The sequence below is a fragment of the Lentzea nigeriaca genome (assembly GCF_016907955.1).
GTDB classification, from domain to species: Bacteria; Actinomycetota; Actinomycetes; order Mycobacteriales; family Pseudonocardiaceae; genus Lentzea; species Lentzea nigeriaca.
In genome coordinates, this window is record NZ_JAFBCX010000007.1 from 363,645 (window position 1) to 379,444 (window position 15,800).

Annotated in this window: 16 protein-coding genes; 8 read left to right on the plus strand and 8 right to left on the minus strand. The window is 68.4% G+C overall.

All coding sequences use genetic code 11. The annotated features are described in order from the left end of the window. Positions 1-11: 11 nt before the first annotated feature. Entirely contained in the window at positions 12-1,217 is a 1,206-nt protein-coding gene (locus JOD27_RS26355) for an acetyl-CoA C-acetyltransferase (RefSeq protein ID WP_204764931.1), read from the minus strand. 53 nt (positions 1,218-1,270) lie between these two features. Between JOD27_RS26355 and JOD27_RS26360 the strand changes: the two genes are divergently transcribed. Both JOD27_RS26360 and JOD27_RS26365 read left to right on the plus strand, forming a co-directional pair. Next, complete coding sequence (locus JOD27_RS26360) at positions 1,271-2,506, plus strand: 3-oxoacyl-ACP reductase (RefSeq protein WP_204764932.1); 1,236 nt, start codon at positions 1,271-1,273, stop codon at positions 2,504-2,506. Beyond that, complete coding sequence (locus JOD27_RS26365; protein ID WP_204765005.1) at positions 2,506-3,267, plus strand: MaoC family dehydratase; 762 nt, start codon at positions 2,506-2,508, stop codon at positions 3,265-3,267. The genes JOD27_RS26360 and JOD27_RS26365 overlap by 1 nt, the downstream gene beginning before the upstream one ends. On the opposite strand, the gene JOD27_RS26370 is transcribed toward JOD27_RS26365, so the two are convergent. Then, complete coding sequence (locus JOD27_RS26370) at positions 3,256-3,891, minus strand: TetR/AcrR family transcriptional regulator (RefSeq protein ID WP_189252324.1); 636 nt, start codon at positions 3,889-3,891, stop codon at positions 3,256-3,258. The genes JOD27_RS26365 and JOD27_RS26370 overlap by 12 nt on opposite strands. Before the next feature lie 101 nt (positions 3,892-3,992). On the opposite strand from JOD27_RS26370, the gene JOD27_RS26375 reads away from it, so the two are divergent. Both JOD27_RS26375 and JOD27_RS26380 read left to right on the plus strand, forming a co-directional pair. Then, positions 3,993-4,622: an SCP2 sterol-binding domain-containing protein gene (locus JOD27_RS26375; protein WP_204764933.1), complete on the plus strand. Its 630-nt coding sequence runs from the start codon at positions 3,993-3,995 to the stop codon at positions 4,620-4,622. A gap of 10 nt (positions 4,623-4,632) precedes the next feature. After that, complete coding sequence (locus tag JOD27_RS26380) at positions 4,633-5,847, plus strand: acyl-CoA dehydrogenase family protein (RefSeq protein ID WP_204764934.1); 1,215 nt, start codon at positions 4,633-4,635, stop codon at positions 5,845-5,847. Between the two features lie 125 nt (positions 5,848-5,972). Here JOD27_RS26380 and JOD27_RS26385 read toward each other — a convergent pair whose 3' ends face one another. Continuing rightward, the gene (locus tag JOD27_RS26385) at positions 5,973-6,380 is read right to left on the minus strand and encodes a hypothetical protein (protein ID WP_204764935.1); all 408 of its coding nucleotides are present in this window, start codon (positions 6,378-6,380) and stop codon (positions 5,973-5,975) included. A 342-nt stretch (positions 6,381-6,722) separates the two neighbouring features. Here JOD27_RS26385 and JOD27_RS26390 point away from each other — a divergent pair, with 342 nt between their 5' ends. Beyond that, complete coding sequence (locus JOD27_RS26390; RefSeq protein WP_307830327.1) at positions 6,723-7,880, plus strand: acyltransferase family protein; 1,158 nt, start codon at positions 6,723-6,725, stop codon at positions 7,878-7,880. Positions 7,881-7,884: 4 nt separating this feature from the next. Here JOD27_RS26390 and JOD27_RS26395 read toward each other — a convergent pair whose 3' ends face one another. After that, positions 7,885-8,211, minus strand: coding sequence for a hypothetical protein (locus JOD27_RS26395; RefSeq protein ID WP_204764936.1), 327 nt, complete (start codon positions 8,209-8,211; stop codon positions 7,885-7,887). Between the two features lie 64 nt (positions 8,212-8,275). Next, entirely contained in the window at positions 8,276-9,196 is a 921-nt protein-coding gene (locus JOD27_RS26400; protein WP_204764937.1) for a helix-turn-helix domain-containing protein, read from the minus strand. 221 nt (positions 9,197-9,417) lie between these two features. Here JOD27_RS26400 and JOD27_RS26405 point away from each other — a divergent pair, with 221 nt between their 5' ends. Both JOD27_RS26405 and JOD27_RS26410 read left to right on the plus strand, forming a co-directional pair. Beyond that, on the plus strand, positions 9,418-9,864 hold the full coding sequence (locus JOD27_RS26405; RefSeq protein ID WP_204764938.1) for a hypothetical protein: 447 nt from the start codon (positions 9,418-9,420) through the stop codon (positions 9,862-9,864). 65 nt (positions 9,865-9,929) lie between these two features. Then, positions 9,930-10,364 (plus strand): hypothetical protein, encoded by a 435-nt coding sequence (locus tag JOD27_RS26410; RefSeq protein ID WP_204764939.1) that lies wholly within the window; start codon positions 9,930-9,932, stop codon positions 10,362-10,364. Between the two features lie 53 nt (positions 10,365-10,417). On the opposite strand, the gene JOD27_RS26415 is transcribed toward JOD27_RS26410, so the two are convergent. The 3 genes from JOD27_RS26415 to pdhA are packed head-to-tail and all read right to left on the minus strand — an operon-like array spanning position 10,418 to position 14,018. Further along, complete coding sequence (locus JOD27_RS26415) at positions 10,418-11,782, minus strand: dihydrolipoamide acetyltransferase family protein (RefSeq protein ID WP_204764940.1); 1,365 nt, start codon at positions 11,780-11,782, stop codon at positions 10,418-10,420. Between the two features lie 14 nt (positions 11,783-11,796). Continuing rightward, positions 11,797-12,822, minus strand: coding sequence for an alpha-ketoacid dehydrogenase subunit beta (locus tag JOD27_RS26420; RefSeq protein WP_204764941.1), 1,026 nt, complete (start codon positions 12,820-12,822; stop codon positions 11,797-11,799). Next, positions 12,822-14,018 (minus strand): pyruvate dehydrogenase (acetyl-transferring) E1 component subunit alpha, encoded by a 1,197-nt coding sequence (gene pdhA, locus JOD27_RS26425; RefSeq protein WP_204764942.1) that lies wholly within the window; start codon positions 14,016-14,018, stop codon positions 12,822-12,824. Before pdhA ends, JOD27_RS26420 begins: the two co-directional genes overlap by 1 nt. Before the next feature lie 355 nt (positions 14,019-14,373). Between pdhA and JOD27_RS26430 the strand changes: the two genes are divergently transcribed. Continuing rightward, positions 14,374-15,792 carry a M20/M25/M40 family metallo-hydrolase gene (locus JOD27_RS26430; RefSeq protein WP_204764943.1) on the plus strand — a complete coding sequence of 473 codons (1,419 nt, stop codon included), beginning with the start codon at positions 14,374-14,376 and terminating at the stop codon, positions 15,790-15,792. Positions 15,793-15,800: the final 8 nt, after the last annotated feature.

Consider the following 15,800-nt stretch of genomic DNA (forward strand, 5'->3'; position numbering starts at 1 on the left):
GCCCGGAGAACTCATCGCTCCAGGATCGCCGTGATTCCCTGACCGCCGGCGGCGCAGATCGACACGAACCCGCGCCCGCTGCCCTTCTGGTGCAGCAACTTGGCCAGGGTCGCGACGATCCTGGCGCCCGTCGCGGCGAACGGGTGGCCTGCCGCGAGCGACGAGCCGTTGACGTTGAGCTTGGCGCGGTCGATCTCGCCGAGGTCGGACTCCCAGGCCTTCAGCGTGGCGAGCACCTGGGACGCGAACGCCTCGTGCACCTCGTAGAAGTCGAACTCCTGCAGCTTGAGGCCCGCCTTCTCGAGCATGCGCGGCGCGGCGTGGACCGGAGCCATCAACAGGCCCTCGTCGCCGTGCACGTAGTCGACGGCCGCGGTCTCGGCGAACGTCAGGTAGGCGAGGACGGGCAGCTTGCGGGCGTGAGCCCACTCCTCCGTGGCGAGCAGGACCGCGGAGGCGCCGTCGGAGAGCGGGGTCGAGTTGCCGGCCGTCATCGTGTCACCGAAGACGGGCTTGAGCTTGGCGAGCTTCTCGACGCTGCTGTCCGGGCGGAGGTTCTGGTCGCGGGTCAGACCGAGGTACGGCGTGACGAGGTCGTCGAAGAAACCCTCGTCGTAGGCGCGCGCGAGGTTCTGGTGGCTGCGCGCGGTGAGCTCGTCCTGGTCCTCGCGCGTGATGCCGTACTTGGCGGCGGTGATGGCCGCGTGCTCGCCCATGGACATGCCGGTGCGCGGTTCGCCGTTACGGGGCAGGTGCGGCACGACGTGGCCGGGGCGCAGCTTGGTCAGCAGGCTGATCTTGCGGGTGCGGTTGAACTCCAGCAGGAGCTTGCGGAAGTTCTCGTTCACGCCGATCGGGGCGTCGCTGGTGGTGTCGACGCCGCCCGCGATGCCCGCCTCGATCTGGCCGAGCGCGATCTTGTTGGCCACCGCGATGATCGCCTGCAGGCCGGTGCCGCACGCCTGCTGGAGGTCGTACGCGGGCGTTTCCGGACTGAGCTTGCTGCCCAGCACCGACTCGCGGACGAGGTTGAAGTCGCGCGAGTGCTTGAGCACGGCGCCCGCGACCACCTCGCCGAGGCGTTCTCCCTGCAGGTTGAAGCGGCTGACCAGGCCGTCGAGGACCGCGGTGAACATGTCCTGGTTCGACGCGGTCGCGTACGGGCCGTTCGAGCGGGCGAACGGGATGCGGTTGCCGCCGATGATCGCTACTCGCATGCGTCCATACTACCTACTAGCGAGTAGACTTACTAGCTAGTAGGTTGTGTGACGTGGACAGGTACCAGAAGTTCGCATCGTCGGGGCTCGGTCGCCAGCTCGTGCGCAGGCTCGGCCTGCCGAACCCGTATCCACTGCGCCGTGACGCCGCTCTGGCCACGCCCGTACTGGTCGGTGGCGCTTCCCGGCTGCCCTTTCTGAAGCAGCTCGAAACAGGGTCCGCTCCATACGGCGCGTTGGTGTTCGACGCGTCCGACATCGCTTCTGTCGCCGATCTGCGGCAGCTGCACGACTTCTTCCACCCGGTGATCACGCAGCTCGGGCCGTGCGGGCGGGTGATCGTCATCGGGCGGTCGCCGGACTCCGTGGCACAACGGGCGCTCGAGGGCTTCGTGCGGTCCGTCGGCAAGGAGCTGCGGCGCGGCGGCACCGCGAACCTGGTCTACGTGGCCGACGGTGCCGAGGACGGCGTCGAGTCCACGCTGCGGTTTCTGCTGTCCGGCCGGTCGGCTTACGTGTCCGGGCAGGTCATCCACGTTTCCGGTGCCGCGTCGACCGGCACGCTGGAGGGCAAGGTCGCGCTGGTCACCGGTGCCTCGCGGGGCATCGGCGAGGCGATCGCCACGGCTCTCGGACGCGACGGCGCGCACGTGATCTGCCTGGACGTTCCCGCGGCCGGCGACGAGCTGTCGAAGGTCGCGAACTCCGTCGGCGGGTCTGCGCTGCAGCTCGACATCACCGGAGACCCGTCTCGGTTGACGTCCTACCTGCTCGAACGGCACGGCGGCGTGGACGTCGTCGTGCACAACGCGGGCATCACGCGCGACAAGACGTTGGCGCGCATGGACTCCTCGCTGTGGGACGCGGTGCTGGAGGTCAACCTCGCCTGCCAGGAGCGGGTCAACGCGGCGCTGCTCGAAGGCGACGTGCTGCGCGCGGGCGGGCGGATCGTCGGGGTGTCGTCGATCGCGGGCATCGCGGGCAACGTCGGCCAGACCAACTACGCCACGTCGAAGGCGGGCGTGATCGGGATGGTGAAGTCCTTGGCGCCGGTGCTGGCCGCGCGCGGGGCGACGATCAACGCCGTCGCGCCGGGGTTCATCGAGACGAAGATGACCGCGGCCGTGCCGTTGCTGACCCGTGAGGTCGGACGGCGGATGAACAGCCTGTCGCAGGGCGGCCTGCCGGTCGACGTGGCGGAGACGGTGGCGTGGTTCGCCTCGCCCGGATCCGGTGGCGTGAACGGAAACGTCGTGCGCGTGTGCGGCCAGATGCTGCTGGGGGCGTGATGTTGCTGCGTGCCGCTCTCACGTCGTTCCGGCGTGGGGAAACCCTGGCAGCCCAACCGGTTTCCGCCACTCACGACGTCTCGTTGAAGCACCTGACGGCGTACAACGCGGTGTGCGGCTTCGGGTTGCGGGACGCGTTGCCGTTGACCTACCCCCACGTGCTGGGCTTTCCGTTGCAGATGAAGCTGATGACGGGTGCGGGGTTCCCGTTTCCGTTGCCCGGCCTGGTGCACGTCGCGAACCGGATCACGCAGTCGCGGCCGCTGGCGTTGTGCGAACCGCTGGAGATCACCGTGTCCGCGCGTGACCTCCGGCCGCACCCGCAGGGGACGCAGGTCGATGTCGTGACGTCGGTTTCCGGTGTCTGGGAAGGGGTTTCGACCTACCTGCGGCGCACTGGCGGCTCATCGGGTTCCGGCGAGGAGCTGCAGCGACCGGTCGGGTCGGCGGTGTGGAGGGTGCCTGGGGACATCGGGCGGCGCTACGCGGCGGTGTCCGGCGACCGCAACCCGATTCACCTGTACCCGTTGAGCGCCAAGCTGTTCGGGTTCAAGCGGGCGATCGCGCACGGGATGTGGACGAAGGCCCGCTGCCTGGCCGCGCTGGAAGGACGGCTGCCCGAGGCCGTGACCGTGGACGTCCGGTTCAAGAAGCCGCTGCTGATCCCCGGTCGCGTCGAGTTCTCGGCACGCGAGAGCGGTTCCGGCTGGGAGTTCGCCGTGTGGGGCAAGGGGCCCCACCTGGTGGGTTCAGCGGCGTGACGGCGGGTGCCAGACGTTCCCCTCGACGAGGTCGCCGAAGCCCATCCAGACGAGGTTCATGAGGCGGGCGGCGACGACGCCGGCGGGTTCCTCCGGGTGGTCGAGCCACCACTCGGCGAGCGACTCGCCGGCACCGACCAGCGCGGCGGCCAGCGACTCGGCCTCCAGCTTGGTCGCCGGCGCCTTCGTCGACTGGGTGAGCAGCGCCGCGACCAGCGACACCGCACGCGTGCGCATGTCCGTGAGCTCGACCGCGAACGGGCCGCCCTGGGTCGACGCCTGCCGGTGCAGCACCATCCAGCTCGCCCGGTTCTCGCCGACGAACCCGAAGAACGCCCTGAGGCCGCTCCACAGCTGCACGTCGGGTTCCTGGTCGGGTTCGACGCCGGTCGCGATGGCCTCCATCATCCGGGTGGCCTCACGCCGGATGCAGGTCGCGAAGAGCTCTTCCTTCGAACCGAGGTAGGCGTAGAGCATCGGCTTGGAGATGCCGGCGACCTCGGAGATCTCGTCCATCGAGGCCGCGTGGAAGCCGAGCCGCGAGAACACGTCGACGGCGGCGTCCATGATCTGCCGCTCGCGCACCGCGCGTGGCAAGCGCTTGGCTCGACCTTCTGTGCGCATGAAACCCCCTCGGTATGGAGGAACAAGATTATCCGATCGGCTTGCCGCCCTATCTACTCGCCAGTAGTCTTACTCACGAGTAGGTACCAGGAGGTGTGTCAATGACGCTCGACCTCACCACCGAGGCGATCGCGAAGCTCAGCCCGGCTGAGCTGATCAGCACGCTGCAGCAGATCTCCCCGGACGACCCCGCGTTGAAGGACGTCGACATCGACGTCATCGCCCGCGGCATCGACCCGAAGAAGCTGGGCAAGTCCGACTTCGCCGCGTTGCTGAACGCGCTGGGCAGGCTCGCCGACGGCGGCGCCGACCTCGACCTGGCGAAGATGGACCCGTCCAACTTCGCTCGCATCATCTCGCGTGCCTCGAAGGACCAGATCGAGGGCGTCGTCTCCGATCCGGCGCTGCGCACGCGCGTGCTGGACGAGGTGTTCCGCCGCATGGAGGTCCACTTCCGCGCGGACCGGGCCGGCGCCACCCGTGCGGTCGTGCACTTCCACGTGCTGGACGACGTCTACGAGGCCATCATCGAAGACGCGACCTGCACCATCAACAAGGGCGTGACGCGCGAGGCCCGCGCCGTCGTGACGCTGACGCCCGCCGACTTCCTGAAGCTCGCGACCGGCAACGCCTCCGCCCCCGTGCTGTTCATGACGGGCAAGCTGAAGGTGAAGGGCGACCTGGGGTTCGCGGCCGGCTTCATGAGCCTCTTCAACATCCCGAAGGCCTAGGAGAGTTCCTGTGGGTGGCTTCTCGCTCGAGCTGAACGAAGACCAGACCGACCTGCGCGACTGGGTGCACGGTTTCGCTCGCGACGTGATCAGGCCGGCGGCCTCCGAGTGGGACGAGCGCGAGGAGACGCCGTGGCCGGTGATCCAGGAGGCCGCGAAGATCGGCCTCTACGGCTTCGAGGCCCTCGCGACCTGGTTCGCGGACCCGATCGGCCTGTCCCTGCCCATCGCCACCGAAGAGCTGTTCTGGGGTGACGCCGGCATCGCTTTGGCGTTGATGGGCACCGGCCTGGCCGTCGCCGGCATCTTCGCGTCCGGCGAGCCCGAACAGCTGGCCGAGTGGGTGCCCGAGTGCTTCGGCGACGAGAACGAGCCGAAGCTGGCCGCGTTCTGCGCCTCCGAGCCCCAGGCGGGCTCCGACGTGGCGGGCTACCGCACGCGCGCCCGCTACGACGAGGCCACCGACGAGTGGGTCATCAACGGCCAGAAGGCATGGGCCACCAACGGCGGCATCGCGAACGTGCACGTCGTGACCGCCGTCGTCGACCCGTCGCTCGGCGCACGCGGCCAGGCCGGCTTCATCATCCCGCCCGGCACGCCGGGCCTGTCCTCACCGGGCAAGATCAAGAAGCACGGCATGCGCGCCTCGCACACCGCCGACGTGTTCTTCGACGACGTCCGCGTACCCGGCCGCTGCGTCCTGGGCGGCCGCGAGCGTCTCGAAGCCCGGCTGGCGCGAGCACGTGAAGGCCAGCGCGCCGGCGGCCAGGCCGCGATGGCGACGTTCGAGACCACGCGCCCGACCGTCGGCGCCATGGCCGTCGGCGTCGCACGCGCCGCCTACGAGTACGCGCTGGACTACGCCAAGGACCGCGAGGCGTTCGGGCGGAAGATCATCGAGAACCAGTCGATCGCGTTCGACCTCGCGAACATGCGGATGGAGATCGACGCGGCGCGGCTGCTCGTGTGGCGGGCGGCGTGGATGGGGCGCAACAACGTGCCGTTCACCGCCGGTGAGGGCTCGATGTCGAAGCTCAAGGCTTCCGAGGTGTCCGTGTGGGCCACCGAGCGGGCGATTCACGTGCTGGGTGGAGCCGGGTACACGCGGGAGCACCCGGTGGAGCGGATGCACCGGGACGCCAAGATCTTCACCATCTTCGAGGGCACTTCGGAGATTCAGCGGCTCGTGGTGTCGCGGGCGATCTCCGGGATGCAGATCAAGTGATTCCGCGGGCGGGCGGCTTTCGGGCCGTCCGCTCTCACCGCTTGCCCTGAAGCGCGATGTAGTCGCACACCGCGATGAGCGCGTTACGGAGAGGTGGGCCGGAGTGCGCACCCCGGCCCGCCCGATCAGCAGGACGAGCCGCTGCGTCCCGTCAGCGCGTCCTCATCGATGTGCACGGTGGCCACGGCGAACGTGCACTTGTCGTTCAGCACGCGGCTGAACGTCCACACGTCGCGCTGGTTCAGCTCACCCTGGGTGGGCGGAGTGAACGAGCCGCCGCCGCTCAGGCGGACGGACGCGCGGAACGGGGTCGTGGCCTGCACGCGGACGTGGCCGTACTTGCCGCCACAGCCTTCGAACTGCGTGATGGTGGCCATGGTGGTGGTGCCGCGCTTGACGACACCGGCCGAGCCGACCTGCACCGCGGTCGAGCAGTTCGGCGGCTTCGGTACCGTCGGTACCTCGGCTGCTTGTGCGACGCCCCCGAAGAGCAGGGCTACGCCGGTCGTGACGATTCCCAGTTTGATCAGCACGTACGTGAACGTAGGTCGCGTTGGTTAGCCGACGGTAAATCGGCGAACGCGTGGAGTGACGCCTGGCGGTGAAGCTCGCGAACGTCGACGCGCCTGCCGCGGACGAGTGTCTGCACGAGGATTCCGCAGGCGGCTCGGCGAGCTGTTGCCGGAGGGGACTCCGGTGACCGTGGCCTGGGAAGGGCCGTTCGCGGCAATGTCCGCGCGGGACGGGACGCGAGGCCGTGCCGACGCTTTACCGCAAGGAGGCCGGGCTGCGGAACGTCGCCAAGGGGCTCGGGTGAGTTTGGTAGCCTCCGGAACGCCCCGTGGTCTGGGGTGAACCCATCTTGGAGGAACGTCGTGCGCACGTTGACCCATGCCGAGTTCATGGCGATGCGGCGTTTCCCCGCGCTCGACGGCCTGCGCGCGTTCGCCGCCGTCATCGTGGTGGTCTTCCACTTCGGCGGGGCCGAGTGGAAGTGGCTGTCCGGGTGGGTCGGCGTCTACCTCTTCTTCGTGCTGTCCGGCTTCCTGATCACGACGCTGCTGCTGCGCGAGCAGGACACCAAGGGCCGGATCTCGCTCAAGAACTTCTACATCCGGCGCGTTTTCCGGATCATGCCGCCGTACTTCGTGATCTTCGCCTTCATCATGGCGTTCTTCTACCTGCGCGGCGACTTCTTCACGATCCGCTACCCGGAGACGCTGAAGTACTACCTGACGTTCATGAACGAGTTCCTCCCCGAGGGCATGCGGGGCGCTCCGAACGACTACTTCTCCGGCTCGTGGACGCTCGGCATCGAGCAGAAGTTCTACCTGGTCTGGCCCGCGCTGATGGTCTTCGCGGGTGTGGCCGCCGCCCGGCGCCGCGTCTACATCGCGCTGGGTGCGATGGCCGTGCTGATCGCGTGCATCCCGCTCACCGCCGGCTGGTACACCAGCTACTCGATGACCGCGCTGTACACGTCGACGGTGCACTACGTGGTGCTGCTGATCGGCGCGCTGCTGGCGATCGTCATGAATAGCAAGCGCCTGTTCAAGCTCGTCCAGCCGCTGACCCACCCGCTGGTAGCGCCGGTGTCGATGATCGGGTTCGCCGTGCTGCACGTGAACATGGAGACCCTCTGGCACTCCACCGACAACGCCGTGGTGCTGCTGCTGGCCTACGCGGTGCTGACGGCGATGCTGATCGTGTCGCTGCTGGGCCGCAACCCGGTGACGTGGCTGCTGTCGACCGCGCCGATGCGGTTCGTCGGCGACCGCTCCTACTCGCTGTACCTGTTCCAGGGCATCGCGGGCTTCATGGTCGCGGCGCTGCTGCCCCGGTTCCAGGTCCACGGCACGCTCACGGCCGTCGTGGTCACGCTGGTGTCGTTGCTGCTCGCCGACGTGGTGTTCCGCTGGGTCGAGCACCCGGCGATCGAGCTCGGCCGGCGCATCATCGCCCGCCGCTCGAAGAAGACCGCCGCGGTCAACCCGCCGGCGAAGGAAGTTCCGCCGGTTCCGGTCGGCGCCTGAACGATCAGCTCGGCAGCTGCAGCACCGCGCCCACGCGCCGGAGCTCGCGGCGGTGCACGGCCAGCAGGACGGTGTCCTCGGCGCGGCGGAAGTGCAGGACTACGAAGTTCGGCTGCGGCGGCTCGTGGTCGGTGATCAGTTCGACCCAGCCCTCCTCGGGGCTGAACACGATCCGCTCGTCCCAGATGATCTTCGTGGGACCGAAGAACAGCTCTCCCTCTTCCCAGCGGCCATCCAGGAAGACGTCTCCGTGACCGCGCATCTGATCGTCGCCCGGAGGACCCAACAACTCCCCGAGCACGCCCCCGAGCACCTCGAACAGCCCAGACATGACGTCCCCCTTCGTTGCTTCAGGAACGAGCTGGGCGCCCAGCCGGTTCCCGTCGCGAAGTGGTCTAGCCGAACGGCTGTCCGGCAGCGCGCAGCCAGGCACGCTCACGTGAGTGGTCCGGCATGGCGGGCCAGCCGTTGATCTTGGCGATCAGCACCCAGTAGCGCTCGGCACGCGGGTCCGCGAAGTCGGAGAACGTGCGCAGCCGCTCGACGACGCGTTCGTCGTTCGGCACGCCCAGCGCCTCCGCCCAGTTGGCGTTCACGCGGTCCACGATCTCCCGGGCCGCCTCGGACTCCGGCGCGATACCGGCCTCGAGAGCCTCCCGCGCCTGGGCGATCGCGAAGTTGAACGCCTCCAACTGGTTGTTCTCCGGCGGGCTCATGTCCACGCCGTCGCGACGCCGTTCCTCGTGCTGCTGCGACATCCGCTTGACCGACGCGCGGAAGTCCGGGTCCTGCACGAGCTTCGCGAGCTCGACCCAGGCCTCCAGCTGCTCGGTCGTCGGATCGTCCGGCAGCTCGATCCGCACGGACCGCATGTGCTGCTCGAACTGCGGATCCAGCTCGTAGGGCCCGAACACCTCCTCGAAGAAGTCGTCGAGGATGCGCTGGCGCTCCTCGTCCGACATCCGTGCCAACTCGTTCATCAGTTCCATCTCCCCTCCTTTGGCGACGGCGCGCAGGACGGCACGGCGCAGCCGCAACGTCTTCATCTGCGCGTCGATCGCTTCCGCATGTGCCCGCGCCACGTCGGTCACCGTCACCTCGCGGGCGAGAATCCGCCCGGCTGTCGGCAGGTCCACGCCCAGATCCCTGAGCGTGCGGACCAGCTTGAGCTTCGCGACCGCCTCACTGTCGTAGGTCCGGTAGCCGCCGACCGTTCTCGAGGTGGGCGGGATGAGGCCCTGGTCGGAGTAGAACCGGATCGTTCGGACGGTGAGGCCGGTCATCTTGGCCAGCTCGCCGATCTGGTAGCGCGTCACGGGGACAACTCTGAACCCTCCAGTGACTGGAGAGTCAAACCCGATCAACCGACCGGGTGGCTGAGCAGCGAAGACGCACCTTGGACGGGGAGACGCCGACGCAAGGCCGCGATTCCACCGATCGTGGAATCGCACAACTCAAGGGCACACTTGTAACAGGCCACCAAGATCGCCCGATGACACGTTGGTCGAACATGTCCGGAAAATGCGGAGGTTGAGCGATGGCGCGCACTCGCAAACGTCGCGTCGCTCGCAAGCCTGCTGCGACCGAAGAAGCTTATTTCATGCCCCCAAGAGCGGACAGCTCCAAGGACCGCAGAGAATCTGCATTCAAGTTCATCTTGACCGCCACCCCTGCGGCCCTGTCCTTCCTGACCGCATCACTGGCCGCACTTGCCGACATTTCCGCATTCAGCCGGGTTGTTTCGCTCCTCGATTTCATCCCTGTGCTGGCGGGCTCAATCGGCGTCGTCAGCATCGCTGCCACCACCCTTTACTTCCGGAGCTCGCGCACCCGGAAGCCGCGAGCGGAGGAGCGGCTGGAGCTCGCGGACATACCCGACCCCGGCGTGCGCGAGATCATCGGATCGGCCGCTCGTGAACAGGCGTTTCTCGACGCCTACCCAGCTGAGGCCCAGAAGCCGCCAACGCCCGGAGGGGGCAGGTGAACACACAAACGACGTCGCCCGCGCAGTCAGTTCAGGTACCCTCCGCCCCTGCGACGAACACCAGCGTGCCGAGCAATCTGACCAATGCGGCACAGCTGATCAGTTCAGAACTGTCCCGCGACCCCAACAACGTGATGACGCTGAGTCCACATGCGGTATCCGCTCTGCAGACCGCACACGCAGCCTTTCTCGGGGACGTCGGACAGGAGTCGATTCGCATCGCCCGGCGAGCGAACTTGCGAACGGTTGACGACAGCCACGTGAAGGAATCCGCAGCGCGACTCGGACTGCAGCGTGCCCGGAAGTCGGTCGTGGAGACAGCGCTCAACTCGATTGGTGGCGTGATCGCAGGCGCGGGAATCGCGTCGATTTACGCGGTCAACTTCGCGCCGGGCCCACACTCCAGCCTGGAAAACATCACGGGCGTGGCCATGGCACTTGTCGGCGGCGTGGCCCTGGCGACCGGGTTGACCATCTCCGCGCTGAAGCACAGGGACTGAGAAGCGCGAAGGCCCCCGCACCCGAGTGCAGGGGCCTCGCGTCACGAGTTCGCTCAGTAGGTCATCGCGAAGCCAGGGTCGGCCAGCAGCGCGCCGACGTCGGCCAGGAACTGCGAGCCCTGCTGGCCGTCGACCACGCGGTGGTCGAAGGAGAGCGCGAGCTGGCAGATCTTGCGAATCTTGATCTCGCCGTCGACCACCCACGGCATGTCACGGATCGCGCCCAGGGCGAGGATCGCGGACTCGCCGGGGTTGAGGATCGGCGTGCCGGTGTCGACGCCGAAGACGCCGACGTTGGTGATCGTGATGGTGCCGTTCATCATGTCGGCCGGTGCGGTCTTGCCGTCACGGGCGACGGCGGCGAGCTCGTCGAGCGCGATCGCCAGTTCCTTCAACGACATCCGGTCGGCGTCGCGGACCTTCGGCACCACCAGGCCGCGCGGTGTGGCAGCCGCGATGCCCAGGTGGACGTAGTCCTTGTAGACGATCTCGTTCGCGGCGCTGTCCCACGTCGCGTTGACGTCCGGCGTGCGGCGGGTGGCCAGCACGACCGCCTTGGCGCAGAACGCGAGCGGCGTCAGCTTCACGCCGCGGAACTCCGGGTGGTTCTTCAGGCGGGCCCGAAGCTCCATCATCGGCGTGACGTCGACCGTCAGGAACTCGGTGACGTGCGGTGCGGTGAACGCGCTGTCCACCATCGCCTGCGCGGTGGCCTTGCGGACGCCCTTGATCGGGACCCTGCGCTCGCGCGAGCCGTTGTCCACATAGGACGGTGCGGCGACGGGGGTCGGTGCGGCGACGGCGCTTTCGACGTCCTCGCGGGTGATCACGCCGTCCGGACCGGAGCCCGTGAGCGCGTACAGGTCGACACCGAGGTCCTTGGCCAGCTTGCGCACCGGCGGCTTGGCCAGCGGCACGTAGCCACCGGGAGCCTGAGCCGGAACAGCAGGCGCCGCAACGGGTTCCGGCGCCACGACCGGAGTGGGAGCGGCAACGGCGGCAGGAGCAGCCGTGTCCTTGCGCGCACGACGCTTGGCCGTGCCGGACTTCGGGCCGTAGCCGACGAGCGTCGCGATGCGTCCGCCCGGCATCTCCTCACCGATCTTGCCGGACGAGGTGCCGTTCGCCTCGGCGGCAGCGGGCGCCGGAGCAACGGGTGCGGCGGCGCCACCGGGGTCGGTGTCGATCGTGATGATCGGGACGCCCACCTCGACGGTCTGGCCGGGCTCGGCGTGCAGCTCGGTCACGACACCGGCCCACGGGCACGGCAGCTCGACGGCGGCCTTGGCCGTCTCGATCTCGACGATGATCTGGTTGACCGTGACGGTGTCACCCGGCTTGACGTGCCAGGTGAGGATCTCGGCCTCGGTCAGCCCCTCTGCCGTGTCGGGCAGGGGGAATTGCTTGTACTGCGGCATTTCCGTTGTTCCCCTTACCAGGCGAGAGAGCGGTCGACGGCGTGCAGCACCCGGTCGAGGTCGGGGAGGAACTCCTCCTCGAGCTTCGACGGCGGGTACGGGGTGTCGAAACCGGTCACCCGCAGCACCGGTGCCTGCAACGAGTAGAAGCACTCCTGCTGGACCTTGGCTGCGATCTCACTGGCGATCGAGGACTCGGACGGCGCCTCGGACACGACGACCAGACGGCCGGTGCGGCGCACCGACTCGAACACGGGCGCGAGGTCGAGCGGCGACAGCGTGCGCAGGTCGATGACCTCCAGCGACGTGCCGTCCTCCGCGGCCGCGGTGGCGGCGTCGAGTGCCGTGCGGACCATCGGGCCGTACGCGACGAGCGTCGCGTCCGTGCCGGTGCGCAGAACCCGCGACTTGAACAGCGGGCCGGGCTGGGCCGTGGTGTCGACCTCGCCCTTCTCGTAGTAGCGGCGCTTGGGCTCGAAGAACAGCACCGGGTCGTCGCAGTCGATCGCCTGCTGGATCATCCAGTACGCGTCGGACGGGTTCGAGCACGAGACGACCTTGAGGCCGGCGGTGTGCGCGAAGTACGACTCTGGCGACTCCGAGTGGTGCTCGACGGCGCCGATGCCACCGCCGAAGGGCACGCGGATCACCATGGGCAATTTGATCTTGCCCTGGGTGCGGTAGTGCAGCTTCGCGACCTGCGACACGATCTGGTCGAAGCCGGGGAAGATGAAGCCGTCGAACTGGATCTCGCACACCGGGCGGTAGCCGCGGATCGCGAGGCCGACGGCGGTGCCGATGATGCCGGACTCCGCGAGCGGCGTGTCGAGCACGCGCTGCTCACCGAAGTCCTTCTGCAGACCGTCGGTAATTCGGAAGACACCGCCGAGCTTGCCGATGTCCTCGCCCATCATGATGACCTTGGGGTTGGCCTCCATGGCCGCCCTCAGGCCCATGTTCAGCGCCTTGGAGATCGTGAGCGTCTGCACCGGGGTCGCCGGGGCAGCGGTCGTGGATCGGTCCATGGTCGGAGCAGCCATCAGTGCTCACCTCCAGCAAAACCCGAGACGTAGTCGAGGAATTCGTCGCGCTGCGCTTCGAGGTTGGGGTTGCCCTCGGCGTAGACGTTGCTGAAGATCCGTTGAGCGGGCGGGTCCGGCATGTTGACGCAGAACTCACGCAGGTTCTCGGCGAGCTCGTCGGCCTCCGCCTCGACGCCCGCGAAGAACTCCTGGTCGGCCCACTGCTGCCGGACCAGGTAGACCTTGACCCGCTCGATCGGGTCCTTGAGCTTCCACAGCTCCAGCTCGTCCGACAGCCGGTAGCGGGTCGGGTCGTCGGAGGTGGTGTGGGCGTCCATGCGGTAGGTGAACGCCTCGATCAGGATCGGGCCGTTGCCGTGGCGGCACTCGTCCAACGCCCAGCGCGTGACGGCCAGCGTGGCGAGCACGTCGTTGCCGTCGACGCGGATGCCGGGGAAGCCGTAGCCGCGGGCGCGCTGGTAGAGCGGCAGGCGCGACTGGCGCTCGGTGGGCTCGGAGATGGCCCACTGGTTGTTCTGGCAGAAGAAGACCAGCGGCGCGTCGTAGACCGCCGCCCACACGAAGCCCTCGTGCACGTCACCCTGGGAGGTCGCGCCGTCGCCGAAGAACACCATGGTGGCTTCGCCGTCGTCGTCGCCGACCTTGCCGTCGAACTTCTGGCCCATCGCGTACCCGGCCGCGTTGAGGACCTGGTTGCCGATGACGATCGTGTACGGGTGGAAGCGCTTCTCGACCGGGTCCCACGTGCCCTGGTCGGTGCCGCGGAAGATGCCCAGCAGCTCCGTCGGGTGCACGCCGCGGGTCCACGCGATGCCGTGCTCGCGGTAGCTGGGGAACGCCATGTCGGTCGGGCGCATCGCGCGGCCGGCGCCGATCTGCGCGGCCTCCTGGCCGAGCAGCGGCACCCAGATGCCGAGCTGGCCCTTGCGCTGCAGCGCGTTGGCCTCGCGGTCGACCCGGCGGATGAGGACCATGTCGCGGTAGAGACCGCGCAGCTCCTCCGCCGAGATGTCGATGTCGAAGTCGGGGTGCGTGACGCGCTCACCCTCGGGAGTGAGGAGCTGCACCAGGTCGGCGCCACCCTCGTCTGTCGCTCGCAAGCCTGCGATCACCTGTTCCGCTGTCGGTTTTGCGGCAGTGGCGGCCGGCGCTGCGTCCGGCTCAGGGTGCGTCCATTGCTCAGGGGACGACATGCGCCTTCTCCTCTGTCTCTCCGACCGCCTGATCGCTCGTGACGACCTCGTGCGGCGACGCCGGCGGTCGCCGCCAACCCTGGTGGGGCCGGAGGCATCCGTCGGCGTTGACGGTGGCTTACGACCACATCCTGACACGGCCTCCGCCGTGTTGGTGAGACCCGTCCCACTTCGTAACACACGAGTCAACGTTCTGATCAGCGACAACAGTCGGAGGTTCGACCTTTTGCCCTCCGACTACGCCGTCCGATTACCGGACGTCGTTGTCCCGGTTACCGATCGTTAACTTCTGCGGAGGTCTCCAGGGACACGGTTGTGGACGCGGACGGAGGCGGAGTCGTGACAGGATCGAGAGGTGGACCGCTCAGTTGTGACCAGCACTGTCCGGACGCTCTGGGACGACGACATCGTCCCGAGCCTGTCTCAGCTCGTCGCCGTGCCGGCGATCTCGCCCGCGTTCGATCCCGCCTGGGAGGAACACGGCGAACTGGCCGCCGCGATCGAGCACGTGCGCGCGTGGATCGCCTCCCGCTCACTGCCCGGTGCGGTGCTCGAGGTCGTCCAACTGGCGGGACGCACGCCGCTTCTGCTCGTCGACGTGCCGGCGTTCGGCAACGCGGGCGACGACACGGTGTTGCTTTACGGACACCTGGACAAGCAGCCGCCGGTGGGCGGGTGGAGCTCCGGGCTCGGCCCGTGGACCCCGGTACTGCGTGACGGACGTCTCTACGGCCGCGGCTCCGCGGATGACGGTTACTCCGGATATGCCGCAATTGCCGCGATCGAGGCCGTGCGCGCGGCGGGCGGTTCGCACTCACGTTGCGTCGTGCTGCTGGAGACGGGCGAGGAGTCGGGTTCGCCCGATCTGCCCGCTTACCTTGAGCACCTGTCTTCACGCCTGGGCCAGGTGTCACTGGTCGTGTGCCTCGACTCGGGCGGCTCGGACTACGACCGCATGTGGCTGACCACGTCGCTGCGCGGGTTGGTGCAGGTCACGCTGACCGTGCGGGTGCTGGAGGGCGGCCTGCACTCGGGCATGTCGTCCGGCATGGTGCCGTCGTCGTTCCGCATCGCCCGTGTACTGCTCGACCGGCTCGAGGACTCCGCCACCGGCGAGATCCTGGTCCCGGAGATGCACGTCGAGATCCCGCCGCACCGGCTGGCCGAGGTCCGCGAGGCCGTCGAAGCCGCGCCGGGCGCGTTGTGGGGCCCGGTGCCGCGAGTCGGTGACCTGCAGCCGATGTCCACCGACGAGGTGGAGCAGGCGCTGGGCACCGGGTGGCGGCCGACGCTCTCGATCACAGGCGCCGACGGCCTGCCGTCGCCGGACGACGCGGGCAACGTGCTGCGGCCGTTCACCTCACTGGTGCTCTCGTTCCGGCTGCCGCCGACGGCCTCTTCCGCTGCCGCCCTGGAGGCGGTCCGGGAGCGGCTGACCACGGACGTTCCCTACAACGCGACCGTGGAGCTCTCCCGCATCGAGGCCGCGGACGGCTGGAACGCGCCGGAGCTGGCGCCGTGGTTGTCGGCGACCCTGGACGACGCCGGCAAGGAGGTGTTCGGGGCGCCTTGGCGGACCGTGTCGCTCGGTGGGTCGATTCCGTTCATGGGACTGCTGCACGAGGCCTACCCGGACGCTCAGTTCCTGGTCACGGGCGCGGTCGGGCCCGACTCCAACTGCCACGTGCCGGACGAGTGGCTGCACCTGGCGCACGCGGCTCGGATCACCGAGGCGGTCGCGTTGGTGCTGGACGCGCAGTCGTCTCAGCGCTGAGGTTCGCC

Coding starts and splice junctions, on each gene's coding strand:
- JOD27_RS26355 (WP_204764931.1), bottom strand. CDS start 1,217: ATGCGAGTAGCGATCATCGGCGGCAACCGCATCCCGTTCGCCCGCTCG.
- JOD27_RS26365 (WP_204765005.1), top strand. CDS start 2,506: ATGTTGCTGCGTGCCGCTCTCACGTCGTTCCGGCGTGGGGAAACCCTG.
- JOD27_RS26370 (WP_189252324.1), bottom strand. CDS start 3,891: ATGCGCACAGAAGGTCGAGCCAAGCGCTTGCCACGCGCGGTGCGCGAG.
- JOD27_RS26375 (WP_204764933.1), top strand. CDS start 3,993: ATGACGCTCGACCTCACCACCGAGGCGATCGCGAAGCTCAGCCCGGCT.
- JOD27_RS26395 (WP_204764936.1), bottom strand. CDS start 8,211: ATGTCTGGGCTGTTCGAGGTGCTCGGGGGCGTGCTCGGGGAGTTGTTG.
- JOD27_RS26405 (WP_204764938.1), top strand. CDS start 9,418: ATGGCGCGCACTCGCAAACGTCGCGTCGCTCGCAAGCCTGCTGCGACC.
- JOD27_RS26415 (WP_204764940.1), bottom strand. CDS start 11,782: ATGCCGCAGTACAAGCAATTCCCCCTGCCCGACACGGCAGAGGGGCTG.
- JOD27_RS26420 (WP_204764941.1), bottom strand. CDS start 12,822: ATGGCTGCTCCGACCATGGACCGATCCACGACCGCTGCCCCGGCGACC.
- pdhA (WP_204764942.1), bottom strand. CDS start 14,018: ATGTCGTCCCCTGAGCAATGGACGCACCCTGAGCCGGACGCAGCGCCG.